The sequence below is a fragment of the Ensifer sp. Root423 genome (assembly GCF_001426275.1).
Taxonomy (GTDB): Bacteria; Pseudomonadota; Alphaproteobacteria; order Rhizobiales; family Rhizobiaceae; genus Ensifer; species Ensifer adhaerens.
The window spans coordinates 16293-36795 of the sequence record NZ_LMEG01000017.1 but is presented as its reverse complement, the minus strand read 5'-3'; the positions used below and the strand labels follow the sequence as shown (position 1 = coordinate 36795).

The window sequence follows — 20503 nt, the reverse complement described above, 5'->3', positions numbered from 1 at the left end:
CACCGAGGTGCTAGTCAAGCTGCCATAGGGATAACCGAAGCTCTGCCTCGAAACCCGACATGTCCTGTCCCGGGATTATGCGCTTGGCTTCCTACAAACGCATCCTTGTCCCGAAAAGGCCGGTCGGGGTCGTCGGTGCCATCACGCCTTGGAGTTTCCTAAGCGCGGTGCTCGCGAGCAAACTAGCGCCAGCTCTGGCCGTTGGCTGCTCGCTTGTCGCCAAGCCTGCCGCACGGACCCCACTGTCGGCCCTTGCGCTCGGTGTTCTTGTCGAGCGTGCTGGCATACCGTCGGGGTAACGTAATCACGTCAACAGATGCCGCCATGGTCGGATCGATGTTCTGCGCAAGCGAGTTGGTCAGGAAGATTTCATTCACTGGCTCGACGAATGTGGGCAGGATCCTGACGCGTCAGGGTGCGATCAGATCAAGAAGCTCAGCCTTGAACTTGGTGGCGATGCGCCGTTCATCGTGCTGGACAATGCCAAATATCGACGCCGCCGTCGAAGGTGTGGTTGTCGCAAAATTTCGCAATGCCGGGCAGACATCCGTGTGCGCCAACCTCATCTACGTCCAGTCCGGTGTCTACAAGGAGTTCTCTGAAAAACTTTCCCGGCGGGTGAGCGGCCTGAAGGTGGGGAACGGCTTTGCCAAAGGATCCAGAATCGATGGAAACGCGCTGACGAAGGTCAAGGAGCATCTAGAAAAGATGTCCTCTCGCTTGGCGCTCGCGTGACGGTTGGCGGCAAATCCGGCGAACCGGGTGAGCAGTTCGTCTCGCCGACTGTTCTTGGGGGGCACCTCCGAGATGAAGGTTGCTCGCGAAGAGACCTTTGGTCCTTCGACACGGAGGAAGAGGTCATCGAGATGGCGAATGATACCGAGTTTGGTCTTGCCGGATGTTTCTTTTCCCGCGACGTCTCTCGAATCGGTGTTGCGGAGGCCTTGGAGACCGGCCTGGTGGGCGGGAACACCGGACTCATCTCGACCGAAATGGCTCCGTCCGACGGCATCAAGCAATCGGGTATGGGACGCGAAGGCTCCAAATATGGAACTGATGACTACGTCAATATCAAGTACTTTGCCTGAGCGTCGCATAAGCGTTGGAAGTGAACCCCTGCCACGCGTCCGTTCGCAGCGTCGCTCGGATACTCCGCGAATAGCGGACGTTCAAATGTCGCCAACTTGTCTGCACCCGGACATTGCCGCACCGGCTTCTGATTTCGACGGCCGCTCGACCTGATGAGCAGCGGCAACGGATCAGGCGGTGTCAGTGCAACCAGGCCGCCGGACTTGATCATTCATCGCGGTGGGGCTCCGACCGTTGGTAGGCCATCCCATATTTAAGCTCGGTCCTGCAATTCCTCTACGACTGGCGCCTCAGCGCGTCAGTCGCAGTGCACGCCATCCTGAATAAGTAGTTTGGCGACAAGGTCCCGAGCTCAAAACCCGGCGAACAAAAGAGTCGTGCTAGTCGGGCAGAGTCTGGGTGGACTAAATGTCCCCGGCCTGTCAAAAGTCCTCGAGGACGCGATCGCCGTTATTTTTAGAACGGGGTCGGGCGACCGATTGACGTCACGTTGCTGCCGCGAGATCACGCTGGCCGTCCTACTATTTATCAGCACCCGAGACTGGTTGAAATCAGCGGCCAATAGCGCGGCGATGGCTTCTTTTGCCCCAAGCGGCTACTCTGCAGCACTTCGGATTGACGTCCAAGAGAGATCAATCATCCTAAGGGCATGGTGAGCCCGGCAAGACTCTAACCTGCGACCCATTGAGCGGGCTCTAACCATCGAGCTACAGGTCCCGCCAGATTACTTCCAAGGGCGGCGAACGCATTAATCAAACTTGAGGGGCGACGAAGCGTCGCAAATCTCCGGCGCTCGGTGGGAGGCCGAGCGGTCCCCGCTCTCCAAAAGTCCAAGTAGCAGGGCTCGAGACGAAATGACTTCGCCCTCGCTGGCCAGATGCTTGAGCGTGGCGACATCGTCGTTGGTTAGGAGGGCCGCAAGCTGGCCGCGGCCATCGAAGGGCAGGATGGCGTCGAGCGCGTCGAGTTCTTCAGCGCGTTTGAGGACGGATTCTGAGGAGGCTTCGCTCATTTCGGCAGGCCGTTGATATAGAGATCGCCGTGTGCCGACATCACGCGGCGCTCCGAACCCGGAATGCCTTCTACGGCGCACAGCCATACATCGTCGATCAAGCACGGTTTTCCGCTCTGGCTCCGCTTGCCGCTTTGTGTGGTCGCCGACACGTCCGCGGGCGCTTTTGGTGGGCCGCTTCGAGCCACCATGAATTCGTCCTCACGCCGCCCGCGATGTCGGTTTGCGAAAAATCGTTGCCCTTGTAGAGGAGCGGTTCTCCCGAAAGCGCCGCAAGAGCATAGGAAAAGCAGTCGCCGTAGTTGAGGCTGGCCGGATGACGTCCCTTGCCATAGCGCCGCCAGGCGCGCCGCGCACGATCGGCATGTTCGGCTGTAACTGGGACGATTTCGACTTCTGCCTTATAGAGCCAGAGGTCGAGATCGGCGCCTGCGGCCTCCCCAAGTCGAGTTTCGATCACCATGGCAGCCTCTAGGACGGTCGCGCCGGAGATGAGCCTGACGGGGTCGTTCTGCAATGCGCTCTCGCAAAGCCGCCGCTTCCGACGCATTGAAGGCGATGGCGGCAAGGACGGAGGTATCGATGACCATCAGGATGGCAGTCCGTTCTCGTCGTAGCCAAGAATTTCGTCGGCTGTGCGGCTGTCGAGAACGGGCCGAGCGTTCCAGCGTCGCTGAATCGCTTCGAGGTCCTCGAGCAGAGCGGCTTTGCGCAAGTCAGAGCCAAGCCGTCGCAGGCGCTCTTCGAGCGCACGCTTGGTTGCCAGTGTGATGCTTTCACCGGTCCGTTCGGCAAGGGTGCGGGCCAGCTGTTCAGTGTCGTGGTCTTTGATGCTCAGCGCCATTCTTGTCGATCAAGGCTCCTAAATTTTCTATATTCTACCTATAGCACCGTCGCGCCAGCCGACGCGGCCTAATAGTCAATGGCCAATCAGCGATCTGTTACCGTGGAATGCCAATATGGCCGCTAACTAGCCGATCGCGGCTCGCGCCTTATCGTCTTGCCTAGACCGCCGCTCCCCAAAGCAGGCTGAGTCCTGAAGTTACCAGCAGCGCATCCATGATATGGCGAAAAGCCTCTGGCGTGAGGCGGAGAAGAAAAGGTTTCGCTATGAAGGAACCGACCATCAGAGATGCCCCCACCGTGAGACCCTTCAGTACAAGAATAAAAGGAAGTGCTCCCGATCCTTGAAAGGTGAGTGCTTTGGTAGTGTAGATCGCGAGCGAAGCTGCAGCTTCGGTGCCGATAAAGGCTCCCTTGGTCAAACTATAACCGATGAACACCGGTACGGAAGCAGGTCCAGACGAGGCCACGATCCCAGTCAAAAAGCCGATGCACGTTCCGGCTGCGGCCAGATGAGGTAATCGCAAGTGGATAAGGTTTGCGGCCAACCAGCGACGTCCAGGAATCATCAAGAGCAAGAATGATCCAATCGCCGCATCTACTGCCGCTGGCGGCAGGACAAGCATCGTTCGCGCGCCAAGAACCGCGGCAGGAAGGCCAGTAACCGCATAGGCTGCCACAGCTCGCCAATCAACTTCCCGCCACCATGCAAGAATCCGGGAAATGTTCGCTATGACGGCAGCTACCGCCATTATAGGCACAGCTTCTCTTGGCCCATAGAAATAGGCCAACACTGGGACGAGCATGATTGAGGAGCCAGTACCGATAATGCCACTTATGATCCCGGCAAGCAGGCCGATGATTAAGATGAGAAAAAGTCCCATTCGCTATTACACCGAGAGCGCGTGGATGCGTAAGCCCAACCCTATTTCGATTCGAGTTAGCCGAACAAATTCGTACTGTCTAATAAATCGATTGCGCGGCAGTCCCTACGCGCCAGTAGCGTTTGATCTAAATTAATCTGAGCCACGTGTCAGGGGAACAACGCTTACCGAGCAGCGCACTTCCCGAAGGACGGGAAGTGACGGGATTTGAACGCTGCTCATCCCGTCGCTTCAGCGCTGTCGATGGCAAGCTGCGACGATCTTGTGCTGTGGTTGTTTCCGATTTGTGCGTTTAAGATCGCATAATGTACCGACTGGGACGTACGCTTCCGTTTCAGTTAGCGCTCAGGCGTCTACTCGACTTGCAATTCCGTCCTTCAATGTTATATGTAGGTAATTACCTACATGGAGGTGTGCCCCATGAGCATCACGACCCTTTCCAGCCGAGAACTGAATCATGACGTCAGCAGCGCCAAGAAGGCGGCAAAAAGCGGCCCGGTTATCATCACAGACCGCGGCAAGCCTTCGCATGTCCTCATGACCTATGATGAATTCGAGCGCTTGAGCGGCAAGCACCGTAGCCTTATCGAGGCTCTCGCTATGCCGGGTCTCTCGGCAATCGATTTCGAGCTGCGCCGTGTTGAAATCGGACCTCGCGAAGTGGATTTTTCTTGAAGTACTTGCTGGATACCAACGTTATCTCGGAACTACGCAAGGTCGGCGACGGCAAAGCTGATGCCAATGTCGTAGAGTGGATTGGGGCAGAAGATGCGGCTCGCTTCTTCATCTCGGCCATCACAGTCCTTGAATTGGAGCGAGGAGTGCTTAGCGTGCAGCGCCGGGATGCCGCACAAGGCGCGCGGCTGCGCTCTTGGCTCGACGGCCAGGTTCGACCCGAGTTCGCAGGTCGCATTCTGACGGTCGATGATGCGGTTGCGACTCGTTGCGCGCACTTGCATGTTCCCGACAGGCGCAACGAAGCAGACGCCTTGATTGCCGCGACTGCTTTGGTTCACGACATGGCAGTCGTGACTCGCAATGTCAGGGATTTCGAAGGCACCGGTGTTGTGGTTGTCGATCCATGGCAAGGCTGACGATCGTATCAGCCGCCATACTACCTCCGAACTCAGTCCGTATAATGCTAGGTCCCCTTGGACGAGGCTGCTCTAGAGGTTCGAGCTTGCATTGCGAGTGGCTCCCCTCGCTGAAGCCTCAAGACCCAGTGACGCACTAGGTCACCAACCGCGCCGCGCGCCCATTCTTTCGTTGCGCGTTGTTGAAATAGCGAGCCGCCTGTGTCACGGATTTGTGCAACGACTGCTGCATGGCTTCCGGCAAGGGTATACCTCGATTGGCCGCCTCAGTCAGATACCCCGATCGCAGCCCATGCGCCGAAAACTGAGCCGGATCGAGGCCAGCCTGCTTGCACCGGTCCTTCAGGATCAGATTGACCGCTTGGGGCGTCAGCGCTCGGCGGTCTATATTTCCCCACTGGTCGATGCGACGGAACACCGGGCCTTCGTTTATGCCGGCTTGATCAAGCCACTCCTTCAGTGCGGTAACGGGCCGGCCGATCAGCAGCACATGCTCGTCGTCGTCGCTCTTTGTCCTCTTGGTGCGGCCAAGGCGGATCGAGAGGCAGGGGAGGGGAGGGGAGCTGGCATCAGATGGATTCGTTTGAACAGGTTCTTCATCCGTCAGATCCTCGACGCGCAGGGCTGCGACTTCCGAACGCCGGCGGCCGCCGGAGCCGAAGGCGGTTAATAGCAGTGCTCGATCACGCAGATCGACGGACCGTTCACCGGTGCAGACCTCAAGAAGCATTGCCAGGATATCGACAGTCACGGCTTTTTTGCTTTTGCGCTGTCGTGGCCGCGCGCTGGCGTGAACGGCTAGACGCAGCGCCGACTTGAGTGAGGGGCCATCAAAGGCGCCCGTCAAACCGCGCCAACGGGTGAGAATCGACCAGCTTGTCAGTCGGCGGCGAACGGTCTCGGGAGCGTGTGGCCCGTCGGCGCGCAACAGGCGCTGAGATCGCAGGCTACTTTCCACCGCGACAGGCATGCCGTGGTTTTCGTCCTCGGCGCGCCTTGTCGGATCCCAGAGATGATGGGCAACGAATTTCAAGAGCAGGCTCTCCGGCGCCGGCCAGGGGAGGGGAGTTCCCGTCGCGAACTGGCACCAGGCCTCGAGATAGCCTAGATCGGAGGCGATGGCCCTGAGCGTATTGTCGCCCACGCCTTCGTTGGCGAGATGCTTGAGCGTCGCAACGTCGTCGTCGGTCAAAAGGGCGGCCAGCTGATCGCGCCGATCGAAGGGCAGGATGGCCTCGAGCGCGTTGAGTTCTTCGGAGCGCCTTTCTATTTCCGGGCTAAGACGGTTAGTGTTCATTCTCGAACGGCCCGAGAACCTGGATCCGCTCAGTGCGCGCGGCGCTCGCAAGCTTACGATCGAGCGTGGCAAGCGGTAGGGATTGGCGAACGGCCAGGTCGAGATAGGCGACATCATAGGCACTCAGGCCGTGCACGCTTGCGAGCTCGAGCACTGAACCGTCTTGTCCAGCGCCCATATCTTCAAGCGGCAGTCGGCGCAGCCGGGCCATCGCGTTCAGGGCCTGGCCGGCGGCAATACGCTGTCGTCGCTCGGCACTGATCAAAATGCTGCGCGTCTCGTGCCAGAACAGATCGGGCACGGGGCAAGGGCTAGATATACGTGCGATGAGCAGCTCGGCCGCCTCGCTGTATTCTTCCGGCAAAAGCCATGCTGCAGCGGTCGACGCGTCGAGGACAAAGGTGGTCAAAACCGCTGACCCTCCCGTTTCCAGTCGAGGATTTCGTCGTTCGTAACCGATTTTGCTCGCATCCTGGCTGCGCGTACCTCGGCGATCAGTGCCGTGAGCTCGTTGTCCTTTTGGACCCGCGAAAGGCGGGCGACCGGATCGTTGCCGCGGGATATGATGACCTCTTCGCCGGCTTCGACACGCGCCAGAAGCTCAGAGAGATGGGCTTTGGCTTCGGCGACCTTGACGGTGACGCTCATAGCAAACTCCGATTGAAATAACGTCTCGTCGCGCAGATTGCGGACGATCTTGAATTTATGCTTCACCTAACGATAGAGGGCGTTCGGGAGTTGGTCAACCTGTAGACCCCGTCACTATCGATATCTGATACCTATCGATAGTGATGAGGTGACTCGGGCCACAGCCGGTGTTTCCAAATTTCGACTGGCCGGACGGTCGACCGGACGTCGGCCCGCAGCCGGTCTTTCCGGACTTCGACTGGCCAGACGGCCGTCCGGATGTTGGACCGCAGCCTCTCCCTCCGGATTTCGACTGGCCCGATGGTAGACCAGATGTCGGCCCACAGCCCGTTTTCCCGGGGTTCAACCCACGCAAGCCGACAGCGGCCAAAGGCGGCCGCGTGATCGCAGCCAGGACCCCGGATACCTGTATCGACCCCCGATCAAAAGATTCCAAACAACGCCGCGACCTCCCGACCTGTAGGGATCTCGCTGCCGAAGAAGCTACCGCCCGAAGTGCCGATCGATCATCCCAAGTGCCGCTGACGCCGGGCCGTGATCTGCCCGCGCCCTCACTGTGGAACTTCTGGTCGGATATCCATCGACGACATTTCCGACGAGCGTTTTCACCCGACGAGCTCGTCGTCGGCATGACCGTTTCCTTGGAGGACAGCTCGGCCGATGCGTTCGACGGGACACTTGGCATCGATACCGATGGCTTCAGCTTCGGCCCCTATGCGGCCTATCGCCTGTCGAAGCACTGGGCAATCGACGGATCGCTGACCTACGGGCGCTACGACAACGATATCGAACTCGACCTGCTCAACGGCCAGCAGGATTCGCAGCGTCTTGCCGGCGAAATCTCGCTGCACGGCCAGTACAAGGTTGATGCCTATTTCATCCGCCCCAAGGCATCCGTGAGCTGGTCCCATATCGAAAGCGACTCATACGACCTCTCGGGCAGCATCCTTAACATACCCGTCACCGTCTCCCTTCCCGGCGACAGCTTCAACTATCGCGTCCTCGATCTTTCGACCGAGGTCAGCCGCTACTTCCGACTGCCCAACGGACGTCCATTCCTCGTCTTCACCGAGCTCGGCGCCGAGTACCAGTTCGAGCGGCCCAACGACGGCAAGATCACCACCGGCAACCTGTCGGAAATGACGCCGTCGCCCTGGTCTTTCTCGCTGCGCTCGGGCTCGCCGCGATTCGACCAACTCCGAGAGTGCAGGCTTCAGCACTTCTCTCGACTGCCTCCGGTCAGAAATGATCGGCGCGGATCGTGCATGAGACATGGCGTACACAATGGATGGCGGGCATGCTGCTCAAAGCAGCAGCAGCTTCTTCAAAAACGGAGAGAACCTCCTTGTAAGGCAATCTTGTGGCGCCGGAGGGCGAAGGTGACCCGGACCTTCTCTTTGTTGTCGCAGCCGATTTGTTGTCGCAGCCGATCTCGAAGCCGTCGGAGCACGATCTGATGTTCGAGCGTGAGACAGCGACCTGACCGTCGTGGAGACGATCCTCGGCCGCTCCGGTGTGGCGCACCAATAGCAGGTTATGCACCTTCATGACCCGGTAGACGCGCGGCGAGCCAACCGCACCCAGCCCTTGATTACGGGACGGGCCGCAACACCCTTCGCACCTTCTGCGAGACTTCGTCGAGTGTCGCCATCACCCGGTTCACCTGGGAGAGCTTGAAAGCCTGCCTTGGGCCATACCTGACGGCGGCGTACTCTCTGGTGGAGGAGAGCGTTGCCAAGTGGGCCGCCGTGCGTTTGCGCAGCACGAGCCCAGCATCAATGGCTACCCTGGACTGCTCGCCAAGATCGTGTTGAAAGCCGCGGATCGTCTTGTGGTCGAGGCCTTTGGCAAGCAGGAGCGCATCCAGGTAGAGTTCAACCGAATGCAGAGCCAGAAGGTGAACCGGAAGATGCGCGAGTTTTGGCGAGATGGCACCAAGCTTCACGGCCGCGTCTCTATACTGCGCTGCCAGTGCCAATGTGTCGCAAACGCTTGGCTCCTGGCCCGGATACGCAGGGTCCATCGAGATCGTCCTCCAAGGCTGGTCGAAATTCTTGATGACTTTTGTTGGAAACTTGCCGGTGGAACCGACCGAGAGGCCAGCGCTCTCAGCCTCGTTCACCGATGCGCATGAGATCTTTCAACAGTCTGCGTAGCTCTGGCCAGGGTGTAAGTTCGAGCTTCCGTCCCGGATCGTGCATGACAATCAGGCAATGGAGCTTGGCGGTGACTTCGATCAACGAAGATGGCGCTGTGATCCGCATTACGCGCCCGGCTATGCCCGCTTTATGTGCGAGCTCCTGTTCGCGGGTGACGGCATCACTGTATCCGAGACGCTGATCCGTTTCTCTCCATTGCTTGCGACGCCGGCGAAGCTCAACCCGTGCCTCAGACAGTTGCTCGGTATCCAGCTCGGGGGTCAGTCGATTGATGTCGGCAAAAGAGCGAACCGAGGTGAGCTGATCGGTCCCAGGTATCGATAGCTCGACCGTCGGAATGCCCCCGGTCGCTTTCAGTAGTTCGGTTTCAAGCTTTTGTCTGAGGTGCGTCGCCCGCAGGCGCTGCTGATGATACGCGTACCATCGCGGCCACATCTCTCTGACAGGTGTTGGGCCACTCTCTCTCGGCAGGACGCGCGCTTCATCGATGCGTGCGCTCAGCCAACGTGCGGCGACTGGGAGAAGGTTTCGGCGGTCGATGAGACGTGGTAGGCGTTCGGCAGTGCCATTTGGGGGATTATCTTTTCCACGCGTGATTGCAGGCAAAGTTCTGCTAATCTCAGAATCAGCCATGATCCGAGCTCCCTATAGCTTGAATTGCGGTCAGGCCACGCAGGGTGTCGCAAGCACCGTGCGTGGCCGTTTTATACCGTCGCAGAGAGTTTGAATCATACAAAGATTATGTCAAGGTTATAATGTTGACCCCCGATCAAATCCGCATGGCGCGAGCTGCATTGAAATGGGGTGTTCGTGATTTAGCAAATCGCGCCAGCATTACGGCGGCGACCGTCACGCGGATGGAGGCTGGCCGCCCGGGGTATGCCGCGACATTGGAGGCGATCCGCATCGCGTTCGAAGCCGCTGGGTTAGAGTTCATCCCGGAAAATGGTGGCGGCGTCGGCGTGCGATTTTCCAAGCCAAAAGGATCTGACCTACCAGACGGTTGAGGCTTCCTCGGTTCTCACCTCCGAGATCAAGGCAACCTTGCTCGAGAGGACCTTGTACGCGCCTGGAGGCTTCCTATCTCAGTGGCCATCCTCGACATGGAGCCCCGGCGCTGAGCGAAACCCTGATGGCTTTGGAACCCCACAATCCGGATCTTTTTCGGTTATTCGCGTCCGGCTCGGCCTGGCGCATCCGACGTCTGTTTCGCAACCGATAGAGGTATCGGCGATTACATCGATGGCATCGCAGGCCTAGATCGTGTGCCTCACCCCTGAGCCAACGCGGCTATCCGGTCAAGCAATTGGCCGCGGGCGGCGATTTGATCGGCGGGAAGGCCCCGCTTTGGGTGGAGAATGCCGATGAACCACTCCGCGAGGGCTCTTCGATCGAGCCACAACACCTGCGATCAGCGCGATCGCCCCGGCGTTATACCTTTTCACTGAAAGGGTATAACCATGAAAACCAATGACCTGATGTACCAGACGATGCTTGCCGAGCTCGGTCAGAGATCGCTCGACGCCGCATGGACAGCCGACTTTCCACCTGAGGGCCACTTCACGCCCGTGACGGAAAGGCGCGCCGATACTGGTATTTCGACATCCCTGATGGGCGTGGCGGAAGGGCACGGCGATATGTTGGCCCCGCAGAGGACCCCGAGATTTCACAACGCGTCGCAGACTTTCAAGCTCAGAGGGATGATCTCCGCGCTCGGCGCCGCCTCGTTAGCACCCTCACGCGTGAAGGAGGGATGATCGCGCCCGACAAGATGTCAGGCGACGTCGTTGAGCGTTGGCGAACGGGGGCCTATTCCGATTGCGTGGCGTGCTGACCGGAACGGTGGCATTCCAATGCTACGCCGGTCTTCGTTGGCCACTAGTGCCGCGTAACCTCGGAGGTAACCTCATGTATCGGCCGATCGACCAGAGGTAATCTACAATCTCCAACCTGATTAAATCTCGGTCGCCGGCCTCCTGCTCGTCAATATCCCCGATGACGTAGCTCTCTTGTCCTACGGCGCAGATGTTGCACCCGGCCTCGATCACATCGTCGACGAATGCCGGGACTTCAGTGGCTTTCATCTGGCGGCGGTCATTCTCAGTCATGTAAGGTCGTCGGTGGGATCTGAGGGAGGCTATGACGTGACCCGCCGTGGCCGAAAGGAATCGTGGAGGCGAAAAAATTGAAGGCCTCGTCGTACGGAGACGGCGAGGCCAGAGGCGCTTATCGAAGAGACTTCACTGGGGACATTGTGAAGCTCTGTGCCTGCTCGATTGGGGAAACGGGTCAGGACGAAGGGAAAACGCCGACAGATGGGAATGGTTCCCGCATTCAGAAAAAATGGCCCCGAAAGGCGACTAAGGGGCCATGAGAGTGTCGTGCTTCTGCCGGGCCGGCAGGATGGAACACGCCAGCCCACCTATACAATCTCCGAGGTTGAAATTGGTTCCTTCCCAGCTTGATTTTCTCCTCGTAGACGTCGCGTCGTACCCCATGGCCGAGCCCTACGGCCCCCGATAGGTTGACGCTGGGAGTTATCAGAACAAAGTCCGGACACACCTCATAGTGCCCATATGCAAGTGGGGACAGCACCGCATAGAAAGAATTGGCCCCCTGGAGCATCGGGGGGCCAACTCCTCTCGCTCCGCATGGCAAGGAATACCTGGGAGCAGACTACAAACTGCAGCCTTTGGAAACGGTTCCGTAGCCTCCCCACAAGACACCTCGGAGGCGCTCTTCCGGTATCTGCCGATTGACCACAGATATCTGATAGTCTGCAGCTTCATCACGGTCGCCGTACCTCTACAATCCGTTCAAGTTCATCGAGCGCTGCATCCTCCTCGTCTATATCACCAGACGTAGCCCTCTCGGGTCTCGTCATAGCCTCTCCCTGGAAAAGGAATGGCCCCAGCGCACCGCCAGTCGCAGGGTCGGTTCGTTGGCAAGGGATAGCCCGCGCGGACAGGTTTGGAACAAGGAAAGCGCCAACTCGTTGTTGGGTGTAGATTTCGGGTGGACACACTGGGGCGTATCGGAATGGTTACGAATCTCGAAGATCTCTATCGTTCGTTGCGAAACGGCCATCTTAAAGCGCTGGGCATGGTCGACACTGTTACCGATCCGCTGCTCTTGCTTGATCAAAACCTCCGCGTGAGTACCGCGAACCGATCGTTCTATTCGACCTTCAAAGTCGACCGGGACGAAACGATCGACAAATACGTCTACGATTTGGGCGACGGGCAGTGGGACATTCCCGAACTGCGTCGGCTACTTGAGGAAGTAATCCCGAAGAGCTCGGCGGTCGTGGACTATGAGGTTGAGCACGATTTTCCTGGCATCGGGCATAAGAACATGTTGGTCAGCGCGCACCGTCTCGTTCATCCCGATGACAACAGCCGATTTGTGGTACTTTCGATCGTCGACGCCACTGAGCGACGCCAGCGCGAGGCCGAAAAAGATGTGCTGCTGGGAGAGCTCCGACATCGGATGAAAAACTTGCTCGCCCTGGTTCAGGCGCTCGCTCGGCAGACGACGACGGACGGGCGGTCGGGTGAGGAATACAGAGAAGCCTTCCTCGGTCGGTTCAGCACGCTCGTGAGAGCCCACGATGCCGCTTACATGCAAGTAGGCCAAGCCGACCTGAGTGAAGTCCTCAAGCGAACGCTCGATCCCTATTCGGAGGGCGCCTCGGCGATCACGATTAGAACGGGTGAGAGGGTGCTGCTGAAACCCAACCAGGTCGTGTCGCTGAGCCTGATCCTTCACGAACTCGCGACCAATGCTGTCAAGTATGGCGCATTGTCCACGGCAACGGGAAAAATCGAGATACAATGGAACACTGAGGCAAGAAGCCCAGCGCATCTCCGATTGATTTGGCGAGAAAGTGATGGCCCCCGGTTCAAGCCACCAGCCAGGACGGGGTTTGGCACGCGCCTGATAGAATTCACCGTCGAGAAAGAACTGGGGGGGCGGGTGGAACTGAACTACGCGCCAACGGGTTTGGTGGTCGAGATCGCTGCACCCTTGTAACCGGTCTCTGACCGAGACTGGCCATGACCAAAACTATACTCCTCGTCGAGGACGAGTTCCTCATCGCCATCGACCTGCAAATGCTGCTTGAACGGCGCGGCTGGACTGTGATCGGGCCTGCAGCCACAGTGCGCGAAGCCCTAAGCCTCCTGGATGATAGCCTTCCCTCCGTCGCACTTCTCGATGTGACACTAAAAGATGGATTAGTGACTCTGGTTGCGGAGGCCCTTCGGGCACGCAATATACCGTTCATCGTTGCAAGCGCCTATGACAAGCCAGAGGATGTCGCGGGTGAGGTGCTGGCGGGGGCGCCGAACGTCGGGAAGCCGGCGGATGAGCGCGATCTGCTCAAAGCGTTGGAGCGACACGTTCACTGAATTATGCTGCTTGTACTTCAACAGATTAGCCGGCTCGTTCAGCGCCATGGCCGAAACTCTCCAGCCGCCCTAGGCAAGGATCGCTAAAGAAAAAACGGCCGCGTCCGGGCAGAGCGCGCCATGAGGTCGGCGTAGTGCCAATAGGCTCCATTCCGGGGACTATTGAGGTGAAGTGGGACGGGTACCGGCTTGCCGTCCATGTCGAGCCGGGCGGGGTGAGGGCGATTACCCGCGGCGGCTACGACTGGACCAAGAAGTTCGACTTGATCGTCGCCGAGGCGCGCGAACTCGGGCACGCTTCCATAATCCTTGATGGCGAGGCTGTCGTTCTCGATGATTAAGGCCGATCGGATTTCGGGCTGCTGCAGCGTGCCGTCAGGGAACTCGGGAGTTGGTAATTCCGCGCACACCCTACATCGCTGTCTACACGTTGACAGTCGACCCCGTTAAACTTGCAGATTGACTGCATCGGAACTATATTGCAGTCAATGAAGGCGCCTGCGAGGGTCTGACTATGGCTATCCTGACAGTACGAAATGTACCTGATGAAGTGCACCGGGCTTTGCGCGTCCGGGCGGCAAATCACGGCCGCAGCACAGAGGCGGAAGTCCGCGAGATTCTGGAACGTGCGGTAAAGCCCGAACAGCGTATTCGCATCGGCGATGCCTTGGCTGAGTTGAGCGGGCGGCTTGGCTTGACCAATGATGATTTTGAAGTGTTCGACCAGATGCAAGACAAAGCGCCGGCGGAGCCGATGAGGTTTGAATGATCGTCCTGGACACGAATGTCGTCTCGGAGGCGATGAAGCCGGCCCCGGATTTGGCCGTGCGCAATTGGTTGAATGACCAGGTAGCCGAAACCTTGTTTTTGTCCAGTGTAACGCTGGCGGAACTGCTGTTTGGCATCGCCGCGCTACCGGAGGGCCGGCGCAAAAAGGCGTTGGCCGACACGCTTGATGGCCTGCTCGAACTGTTCGACGATCGCGTGTTGTCATTCGACACTGCGGCGGCTCGGCACTATGCGGACCTTACGGCAACCCCGCGAGCAGTGGGGAAGGGATTCCAGACGCCTGATGGATACATTGCGGCTATTGCAGCCTCCAAGGGATTTACAATCGCGACCCGCGATACAAGTCCCTTTGAGGCGGCAGGAGTCCCCGTCGTCAATCCTTGGAACCACCTATAGACCCGCCATGGGGCCGGTCTCGGGTTCAAACCTCGGCCACCTGGACAAGTTGGCACCCGCCGATCGACCTCGTGCTTGCTATTATTTTTCTCGCATATGGATTTGCGTTGTTGCGTCTTGGGATCAGCGGGGCAGACGGTTTCGGCGCGGCGCGGCGCGGCGCGCCTTGCTGACGCAGATAGGACCCGCAACGCGGCAATCGTTGCAGGATTGGTGCTGGTTCTGACAGGCTTGGTGGACCTGCTGCTGGCGGGCGATTTCGACTTTTATCGGGCACCCATTCTGCGCTGATCGTTGCCGTTGCCAGCATGCTCAGTCTACCGCTGATCGCCTGAGGGCTCCCGAGCCTAAGATGGCATGATCCTGATCAACGCTCCCCTTTATGGAAGCAAAGCTCTTCGATCTCGATCGCGTTTCGGGAGCGGTTTTGCTTCTCGCATCTTAAAGATCGTGGGGAGGTAGTAAACGGTTAGATATGAACTGGCCGATCGCTCGATCGGCCAGTTCATATCTACGAGACATGTATTGATCTCGTTCTTTCATGAATCGGTAACAGTGGACACTTGACTCGCGGCAGCAGCTGTTGAGACTCTTTCGTTGTCAGACATCTTACATAAACGGGGATCCAAACTGACGGATCACAAGGAGGACCACATGAAAAAGCTCTTCATGCGACTGACTGTAGGTGTTGCCTTTGTCGCTGCCGCCGTATCGGCCCATGCTGGCGAGACGTTGGATCGCGTCATGGAAAAGAAGGCGATGGTCGTCGCCACCAACAGCGGGTGGCCGCCCCAGAGCTATCTCGATGACAGCAACGAGATGGTCGGCTTCGACATCGACGTGTCGCGCGAGATCGCCAAGCGCCTCGGCGTCGAGGTGAGCTTCGAGACGCCGGACTGGGCGACGCTCACGGGCGGTCGCTGGCAGGGCCGTTACGACCTCGGTGTCGGTTCCGTAACGCCCACCAAGGCACGCGCCCAAGTGATCGATTTCGTCGGCATCTATTACTACAGCCCTTATGTGTACGTCGTGCACAAGGACAGCGACGCCAAGTCCGTCACCGACCTCAACGGCAAGGTGATCGGCGTCGAAACGGCGACCACCTCGGAAGACTTCATCAACCGGAAGCTGGAAATCGACGCTCCGGGCCTGCCGCCGATCGAATACAAACTGGAGCCGGGTGAGGTCCGTACATTCGCCGATTCCATGCTGCCCTTCGACGACCTTCGCCTCGGGGCTGGCGTTCGCCTCGATGCGGTAATCGCACCCGAGCAGACCGCGATGAATGCCATCAAGAATGGCTATCCGGTCAAGGTTCTCGAAGGCGAATATGCCTTCCGTGAGCCGCTGGTCGTTATCGCCGAGAAGGTCGACCCGGACTGGACGGCCACGGTCAGTGGTATCGTCGAAGAGATGAAGAAGGACGGCACGCTCGGCCAACTCACCACCAAGTGGTATGGCAAGGACTACAGCGCCGACTGATAAACACCGGTGCGGGCCTTTTCGCCCGCACCCTTCCATTCGAAGGGGGGCGCATGCCGATGACTTATCCAGACACCTACTATAAAAGAACGATGGCGGACCGGACGGCGCGACCAGTCCTTTCGGGTACGGTCGAATGTGACGCGGTCATCGTCGGCGGCGGTCTTGCCGGCCTTTCGACGGCGCTGCAGCTTGCTCGCGCCGGCAAGCGCGTCACGGTGCTGGAGGCTGAGAGCGTCGGCTTCGGAGCGTCCGGCCGCAATGGTGGGTTCGTCAGCCCCGGTTATGCGACCGGCGGCGACGACATTGCCCGGGTCACGGGCAAGGATGCGGCCCGCAAGCTGCACCTCCTCTCCGTCGAAGGCATGGAATTCATCCGCGAGAACATCAAGACGCTCAGCATCGATAATGCGAAGCCAGAACCGGGCATCATGAGCGTTCTGCGTTACGACGATGGCGCGAGCCTCAAGGCCTATGCCGACGAGATAAGTCGCGAATACGGCTACGAGCTCGAATACATGGACCGAGAAGCCGTGCGTGCTGTGCTCAAATCCGAGCGTTACTTCCAGGCATTGCGCAATCCGACTGCCTTCCATATGCACCCGCTTAACTATCTACGTGGCATCGCGGCGGAGATCGAGCGGCTTGGGGGGCGCATCTGCGAGCAGTCGCCGGCGACTTCGGTGGTTTCTTCCGGTTCCGAAAAACGTGTGAAAACTGCACGGGGCGAGGTGAAGGCCCCTGACGTCGTCTTCACGACGGGTGGTTATACCGGTTCGCTGAATGGCAAGTTAAAGCGTTCCTATCTGCCGATTGCCACCTATGTGATGGTCAGCGAGGAGGCGCCGGAGCTGATCGCCACGGCGATCGCCACGAAGCACGCCATCGGCGACAACCGCCGGGCCGGTGACTACTACCGCCTCGTCGACGGAGGCCGCCGGATCCTCTGGGGCGGGCGTATCACCACGCGTGCTGCCTCGACCGCAGGCCTCGTCAAGGAACTGCGGGCCGAAATGGTCGATACCTATCCGCAACTTGCCGGACTCAAGACGGAGCTCGCCTGGTCTGGCCTCATGTCCTATGCCCGGCACCTGATGCCTCAGATCGGACGTATGAGCCCAGGCATCTGGTACTGCACGGCCTTTGGCGGTCACGGCCTCAATACCACGGCGATCGGCGGCAAGGTCATTGCCGAGGGCATTTTGGGGACAAGCGAACGTTACAAGCTTTACCAACCTTTCGGTCTCGTCTGGGCCGGCGGCCTGGCGGGGCTTGCGGTGGCACAGCTCACCTACTGGAAACTCCAGGCGCAGGACTGGTGGCGCGAGCGTGCGGCTTAAACAGCTTCTACAATAAAATGGGGCGGAATATGATTGGTCGACTGATACTCACCTATCCCGAAGCGTCGCGCAGGGCAGGCGGCCTGCTAATCCTTGCGATCGTCGTGGCGATCCTTTACGCCCTCGGGGTCAGTTCCGCCTGGATCGGCCATGTTCTGCCGTCCTTGACAGACTGGCTGAAGGAGAACCCAGCGATCAGCCGCGTCGTCTCGTCGGTGCTGATCGCGCTCATCGTCGCCGCCAACTGGCAGGCGCTGCGCCAGCTGTCACGCCGCCAGCAGATCGTCGCCGTCTGGCTCGAGCTGTTCGCGCTCCTGATGCTGTTCTTCTACTCCTTCGATCTTTCCTTCGCCTTCATCGCCAAGAAGATCGGCTTCCTCATCACGCAGGGCGTGACGACGACGCTCTTCATTTCGGCGATTTCGATCGTCATCGCCACCATCATCGCGCTGGCCGGCGCCATCGCGAAACTCTCCAACAATGGCGTGATCTACGGGCTTGCAACGTTCTATACGTCGCTTTTCCGCGGACTGCCGCTGCTCATGCAAATTTACATCATCTATCTCGGCCTACCGCAGGTGGGTTACGTGATCGGCGCCGTACCGGCTGGCATTCTCGCGCTCTCGCTGTGTTACGGCGCCTACATGACGGAAATTTTTCGCGCCGGCATCCAGAGCATCAATCGCGGTCAGACGGAGGGCGCGACCGCGCTCGGTCTCACTCCGGCGCAGACGATGATGCTGGTCATCTTGCCCCAGGCCATGCGGGTCATCATCCCGCCGACTGGCAACCAATTTATCGCAATGCTGAAGGATTCCTCGCTGGTATCTGTCGTAGGCGTTTGGGAAATCATGTATCTCGCCCGCACCCAAGGCCAGACGGAATTCCGACATATCGAGATGCTGATCACCGCGTCCATGATCTACTGGACCCTTTCGATTTGCCTGGAATATGCCCAGTCCCGCATCGAGGAACGGTTTGGCCGCTTCAATGTCCGCTGAGGCATCCGTGGCAGACAGCGACGGCACTCCGGTCGTGCCGTCGTCGAACCGTCGGGGCGCGCTGCTCGTGCTCGCCGCCTTCTTTATGTTCTCCGCAACCGATGCGATCGTCAAGATCATGGCGGGAACGATGCCTGCGCCGCAAGTGACCTTTTTCGTCACCATTGCAGCTCTTCTTCTGCTCTTGGTCCATGCACTCGCAACCGGCCGTCTTCGCCGCCTCATCCCACGCCAACCGTCGCTCGCCTTCTGGCGAGCGCTGCTGCTGGCGTTCGATACGCTGCTGATCCACTATGCCTTCGCCAAGTTGCCGCTTGCGGAAGCCTATCTTATCGCCTTCCTCACGCCGATCCTGGTGGCGATGCTGAGCTTCGTCTTCCTCAAGGAGCGGCTGTCGCGCATCGGCTGGGCCGGTGTACTGATCGGCTTTGCCGGCGTCGTCGTGGCGCTGAAACCGGGCGTCGCGCCGCTCAATCTCGGCCATCTCGCCGCCTTTGGATCTGCCGTGCTTTTTGCGCTGTCGTTAATCCTGCTGCGCCGGGCGAAGGTGACGGAAACGGATGAAGCGCTGGTTGCCAGCCTGCTCGTCGTTATGACGCCTGTCGCCTTCGCGGTTGCGGCTGTTTCGGGCGAGCCAGCACCGCTCCGCCTTACCGATCTTGGCTTATCAGTCGCGGGCGGTGCCTTGATGCTGGGCGGACATGCGTTGCTGGTGCGCGCTTTCCGTGTTGGCGAGGCTTCGGTCGTTGCGCCGTTCCAGTACAGTCAAATCATCTGGGGCTGCTTCTACGGCATCTTCCTCTTCGCAACGCCGTTAGAGCTGTACACGCTGCTGGGCGCGGCGATCATCATCCTGTCCGGATGGCTTGTCCTGAAATAAGCTTGAGGGCAGCGAGTTTCCTGCGGCTGTGCAGGGCAAGAAGATGCTTTTTGCGCCCGCCGAAAGGCAGGAGGCGATCACCGTGTCGATCCGTTTCTGCCGGCCGAGACGCCCGACTGGATGCGCAGGGATTACTGTTCGTCGAAGTTCAGCAGGCACATGTCTTCATTGCCATGGAATAAAAAGTTGTAAGACAACGGACATTGTGGATGTTGCCTGTCAAGCCGATCCCTGGAGCGGCTGGAAGTGCAACCTCTCGCACGGTTTCTGCATACGCCCTACACTTGACCATCCCGGATTTGTCAGACAAGGAAGTTGCAACGACAACCAATGACGAGGCAAGCCGGTGGAGGAGCCCCTTCGCGATTCACGCACCCTCGCTGTCCAGCTCCGGGACCGGATCGCCGATCTTATCAAAGATAAAGGGCTGAGGCCGGGCGACAGGTTGCCGACCGAAGCACAGCTGACGCAGCGGTTTAAGATTTCTCGGCCGGCGCTGCGCGAGGCGCTGAAACTGCTCGAACAGGACGATGTGATCAATGTCGAGCATGGCCGTGGCCGGTTCGTCTCGGCGCTCTCAGCCGTGCAGGTCGATCGACCGATCACCGTCTTCGAGAGCGTTACGGACATGGCGCGGCACTACGGCTACCGGACGGTCAACAAGGTACTTTCGATCTCCGAGGAGGCGCCGGACGCGTGCGTCGCCGAGAGCCTAAGGCTTGGCCCGGCGGACCGTGTGATCCGTATCGAGCGCATCCGCCTGCACGAGGACGAGCCGATCCTCTACTGCATCGACTACATGCCGCGCAGCCTCATTGAAGGGCGCCTCTACGACATCGACTGGAGCGGCTCGCTGATGCAGCTCATGGAGGAATACGGCAACCGCCCGCGCATGTCGGCGGCCAGCGTTTCCGCTGTCATGCTGCCGGACGACATTGTCGAGCGTCATGGTCTGAAGGACTTCGGCCCAGCGCTTCTCATCACCGAAACTTGTTTCAACGCCGCCGGCGCGCCGGTGAACTACGCCATCGACTACCATCGCGGCAGCCATTTCTCCTTCAGCCTCGTTCGTAAATGATGTCGCTGTAGGGGCAGGAACCGTGCGTCACGCGCATGACTAGGCGAGCGTGCTATCCGAAGCTACAAGGGATCGCGAAGCGTCCTGCTCGTACGATTGGAG

General features: G+C 59.2%; 23 protein-coding genes and 5 pseudogenes. 18 read left to right on the top strand and 10 right to left on the bottom strand.

The window, feature by feature from the left end; all coding sequences use genetic code 11:
* The first annotated feature begins 59 nt into the window (after window positions 1-59).
* From ASD01_RS37285 to ASD01_RS36810, 3 genes are read left to right on the top strand one after another with little or no spacing between them, the layout of a single operon-like run.
* Complete coding sequence (locus tag ASD01_RS37285) at window positions 60-299, top strand: aldehyde dehydrogenase family protein (RefSeq protein ID WP_338082516.1); 240 nt, start codon at window positions 60-62, stop codon at window positions 297-299.
* Between the two features lie 25 nt (window positions 300-324).
* Complete coding sequence (locus ASD01_RS37280) at window positions 325-735, top strand: aldehyde dehydrogenase family protein (protein ID WP_280138782.1); 411 nt, start codon at window positions 325-327, stop codon at window positions 733-735.
* Entirely contained in the window at window positions 732-1088 is a 357-nt protein-coding gene (locus ASD01_RS36810) for an aldehyde dehydrogenase family protein (protein ID WP_060644211.1), read from the top strand. The genes ASD01_RS37280 and ASD01_RS36810 overlap by 4 nt, the downstream gene beginning before the upstream one ends.
* A gap of 800 nt (window positions 1089-1888) precedes the next feature.
* Here ASD01_RS36810 and ASD01_RS35655 read toward each other — a convergent pair.
* The 4 genes and pseudogenes from ASD01_RS35655 to ASD01_RS17845 form a co-directional block, all read right to left on the bottom strand.
* Window positions 1889-2101, bottom strand: a pseudogene (locus ASD01_RS35655) (integrase); the annotation flags it as partial.
* 214 nt (window positions 2102-2315) lie between these two features.
* Window positions 2316-2691: pseudogene (locus tag ASD01_RS17855) on the bottom strand (type II toxin-antitoxin system VapC family toxin); the annotation flags it as partial.
* Entirely contained in the window at window positions 2691-2945 is a 255-nt protein-coding gene (locus tag ASD01_RS17850; protein WP_034798574.1) for a type II toxin-antitoxin system VapB family antitoxin, read from the bottom strand. The gene ASD01_RS17850 and the pseudogene ASD01_RS17855, both read right to left, overlap by 1 nt.
* A 160-nt stretch (window positions 2946-3105) precedes the next feature.
* Window positions 3106-3828, bottom strand: a complete 723-nt coding sequence (locus ASD01_RS17845) for a sulfite exporter TauE/SafE family protein (RefSeq protein WP_060644210.1) — start codon at window positions 3826-3828, stop codon at window positions 3106-3108.
* Between the two features lie 420 nt (window positions 3829-4248).
* Here ASD01_RS17845 and ASD01_RS17840 point away from each other — a divergent pair, with 420 nt between their 5' ends.
* Both ASD01_RS17840 and ASD01_RS34780 read left to right on the top strand, forming a co-directional pair.
* Window positions 4249-4503: a type II toxin-antitoxin system Phd/YefM family antitoxin gene (locus ASD01_RS17840; RefSeq protein ID WP_034798579.1), complete on the top strand. Its 255-nt coding sequence runs from the start codon at window positions 4249-4251 to the stop codon at window positions 4501-4503.
* Window positions 4500-4922 carry a type II toxin-antitoxin system VapC family toxin gene (locus ASD01_RS34780; RefSeq protein ID WP_082584644.1) on the top strand — a complete coding sequence of 141 codons (423 nt, stop codon included), beginning with the start codon at window positions 4500-4502 and terminating at the stop codon, window positions 4920-4922. The genes ASD01_RS17840 and ASD01_RS34780 overlap by 4 nt, the downstream gene beginning before the upstream one ends.
* 136 nt (window positions 4923-5058) lie before the next feature.
* On the opposite strand, the gene ASD01_RS17830 is transcribed toward ASD01_RS34780, so the two are convergent.
* Genes ASD01_RS17830 through ASD01_RS17820 form a run of 3 tightly spaced genes read right to left on the bottom strand, consistent with a single transcriptional unit; the run spans window position 5059 to window position 6867 of the window.
* Window positions 5059-6219 (bottom strand): site-specific integrase, encoded by a 1161-nt coding sequence (locus ASD01_RS17830; RefSeq protein ID WP_051659450.1) that lies wholly within the window; start codon window positions 6217-6219, stop codon window positions 5059-5061.
* Window positions 6209-6628 (bottom strand): type II toxin-antitoxin system VapC family toxin, encoded by a 420-nt coding sequence (locus tag ASD01_RS17825; protein WP_060644209.1) that lies wholly within the window; start codon window positions 6626-6628, stop codon window positions 6209-6211. The genes ASD01_RS17830 and ASD01_RS17825 overlap by 11 nt, the downstream gene beginning before the upstream one ends.
* Window positions 6625-6867, bottom strand: a complete 243-nt coding sequence (locus ASD01_RS17820) for a type II toxin-antitoxin system Phd/YefM family antitoxin (RefSeq protein WP_034798639.1) — start codon at window positions 6865-6867, stop codon at window positions 6625-6627. The genes ASD01_RS17825 and ASD01_RS17820 overlap by 4 nt, the downstream gene beginning before the upstream one ends.
* A gap of 167 nt (window positions 6868-7034) precedes the next feature.
* Here ASD01_RS17820 and ASD01_RS37425 point away from each other — a divergent pair, with 167 nt between their 5' ends.
* Window positions 7035-8324, top strand: coding sequence for an autotransporter outer membrane beta-barrel domain-containing protein (locus tag ASD01_RS37425; RefSeq protein WP_458574502.1), 1290 nt, complete (start codon window positions 7035-7037; stop codon window positions 8322-8324).
* Here ASD01_RS37425 and ASD01_RS34770 read toward each other — a convergent pair.
* The 3 genes and pseudogenes from ASD01_RS34770 to ASD01_RS17805 form a co-directional block, all read right to left on the bottom strand.
* Window positions 8281-8433 (bottom strand): annotated as a pseudogene (locus ASD01_RS34770) (IS3 family transposase); the annotation flags it as partial. The gene ASD01_RS37425 and the pseudogene ASD01_RS34770 sit on opposite strands and share 44 nt — an antisense overlap.
* 25 nt (window positions 8434-8458) lie before the next feature.
* On the bottom strand, window positions 8459-8989 hold the full coding sequence (locus ASD01_RS17810; protein ID WP_244495257.1) for a hypothetical protein: 531 nt from the start codon (window positions 8987-8989) through the stop codon (window positions 8459-8461).
* The gene (locus tag ASD01_RS17805; RefSeq protein ID WP_082584643.1) at window positions 8976-9659 is read right to left on the bottom strand and encodes a hypothetical protein; all 684 of its coding nucleotides are present in this window, start codon (window positions 9657-9659) and stop codon (window positions 8976-8978) included. The genes ASD01_RS17810 and ASD01_RS17805 overlap by 14 nt, the downstream gene beginning before the upstream one ends.
* Before the next feature lie 146 nt (window positions 9660-9805).
* Between ASD01_RS17805 and ASD01_RS17800 the strand changes: the two genes are divergently transcribed.
* The 12 genes and pseudogenes from ASD01_RS17800 (at window position 9806) to ASD01_RS17745 (ending at window position 20401) form a co-directional block, all read left to right on the top strand.
* Window positions 9806-10033, top strand: a complete 228-nt coding sequence (locus ASD01_RS17800) for a helix-turn-helix transcriptional regulator (protein WP_060644225.1) — start codon at window positions 9806-9808, stop codon at window positions 10031-10033.
* Window positions 10034-10486: 453 nt separating this feature from the next.
* Window positions 10487-10895: pseudogene (locus ASD01_RS17795) on the top strand (GSU2403 family nucleotidyltransferase fold protein); the annotation flags it as partial.
* A gap of 1170 nt (window positions 10896-12065) precedes the next feature.
* Window positions 12066-13058: a sensor histidine kinase gene (locus ASD01_RS17790; protein WP_060644207.1), complete on the top strand. Its 993-nt coding sequence runs from the start codon at window positions 12066-12068 to the stop codon at window positions 13056-13058.
* 23 nt (window positions 13059-13081) lie between these two features.
* Complete coding sequence (locus tag ASD01_RS17785; RefSeq protein WP_034798587.1) at window positions 13082-13435, top strand: response regulator; 354 nt, start codon at window positions 13082-13084, stop codon at window positions 13433-13435.
* Between the two features lie 164 nt (window positions 13436-13599).
* A pseudogene (locus ASD01_RS17780) lies at window positions 13600-13773 on the top strand (ATP-dependent DNA ligase); the annotation flags it as partial.
* 176 nt (window positions 13774-13949) lie between these two features.
* On the top strand, window positions 13950-14204 hold the full coding sequence (locus ASD01_RS17775; protein WP_034798588.1) for a FitA-like ribbon-helix-helix domain-containing protein: 255 nt from the start codon (window positions 13950-13952) through the stop codon (window positions 14202-14204).
* Complete coding sequence (locus ASD01_RS17770) at window positions 14201-14620, top strand: type II toxin-antitoxin system VapC family toxin (protein WP_034798590.1); 420 nt, start codon at window positions 14201-14203, stop codon at window positions 14618-14620. Before ASD01_RS17775 ends, ASD01_RS17770 begins: the two co-directional genes overlap by 4 nt.
* 654 nt (window positions 14621-15274) lie before the next feature.
* Window positions 15275-16102: a transporter substrate-binding domain-containing protein gene (locus tag ASD01_RS17765; RefSeq protein ID WP_060644206.1), complete on the top strand. Its 828-nt coding sequence runs from the start codon at window positions 15275-15277 to the stop codon at window positions 16100-16102.
* Window positions 16103-16161: 59 nt separating this feature from the next.
* Window positions 16162-17442, top strand: a complete 1281-nt coding sequence (locus ASD01_RS17760) for an NAD(P)/FAD-dependent oxidoreductase (protein ID WP_082584647.1) — start codon at window positions 16162-16164, stop codon at window positions 17440-17442.
* A 29-nt stretch (window positions 17443-17471) separates the two neighbouring features.
* Window positions 17472-18443, top strand: a complete 972-nt coding sequence (locus tag ASD01_RS17755) for an amino acid ABC transporter permease (protein WP_060644205.1) — start codon at window positions 17472-17474, stop codon at window positions 18441-18443.
* Window positions 18444-18450: 7 nt separating this feature from the next.
* Entirely contained in the window at window positions 18451-19323 is an 873-nt protein-coding gene (locus ASD01_RS17750; protein ID WP_244495256.1) for a DMT family transporter, read from the top strand.
* 346 nt (window positions 19324-19669) lie between these two features.
* Window positions 19670-20401: a GntR family transcriptional regulator gene (locus ASD01_RS17745; RefSeq protein ID WP_034798602.1), complete on the top strand. Its 732-nt coding sequence runs from the start codon at window positions 19670-19672 to the stop codon at window positions 20399-20401.
* The last annotated feature ends 102 nt before the right edge of the window (window positions 20402-20503 follow it).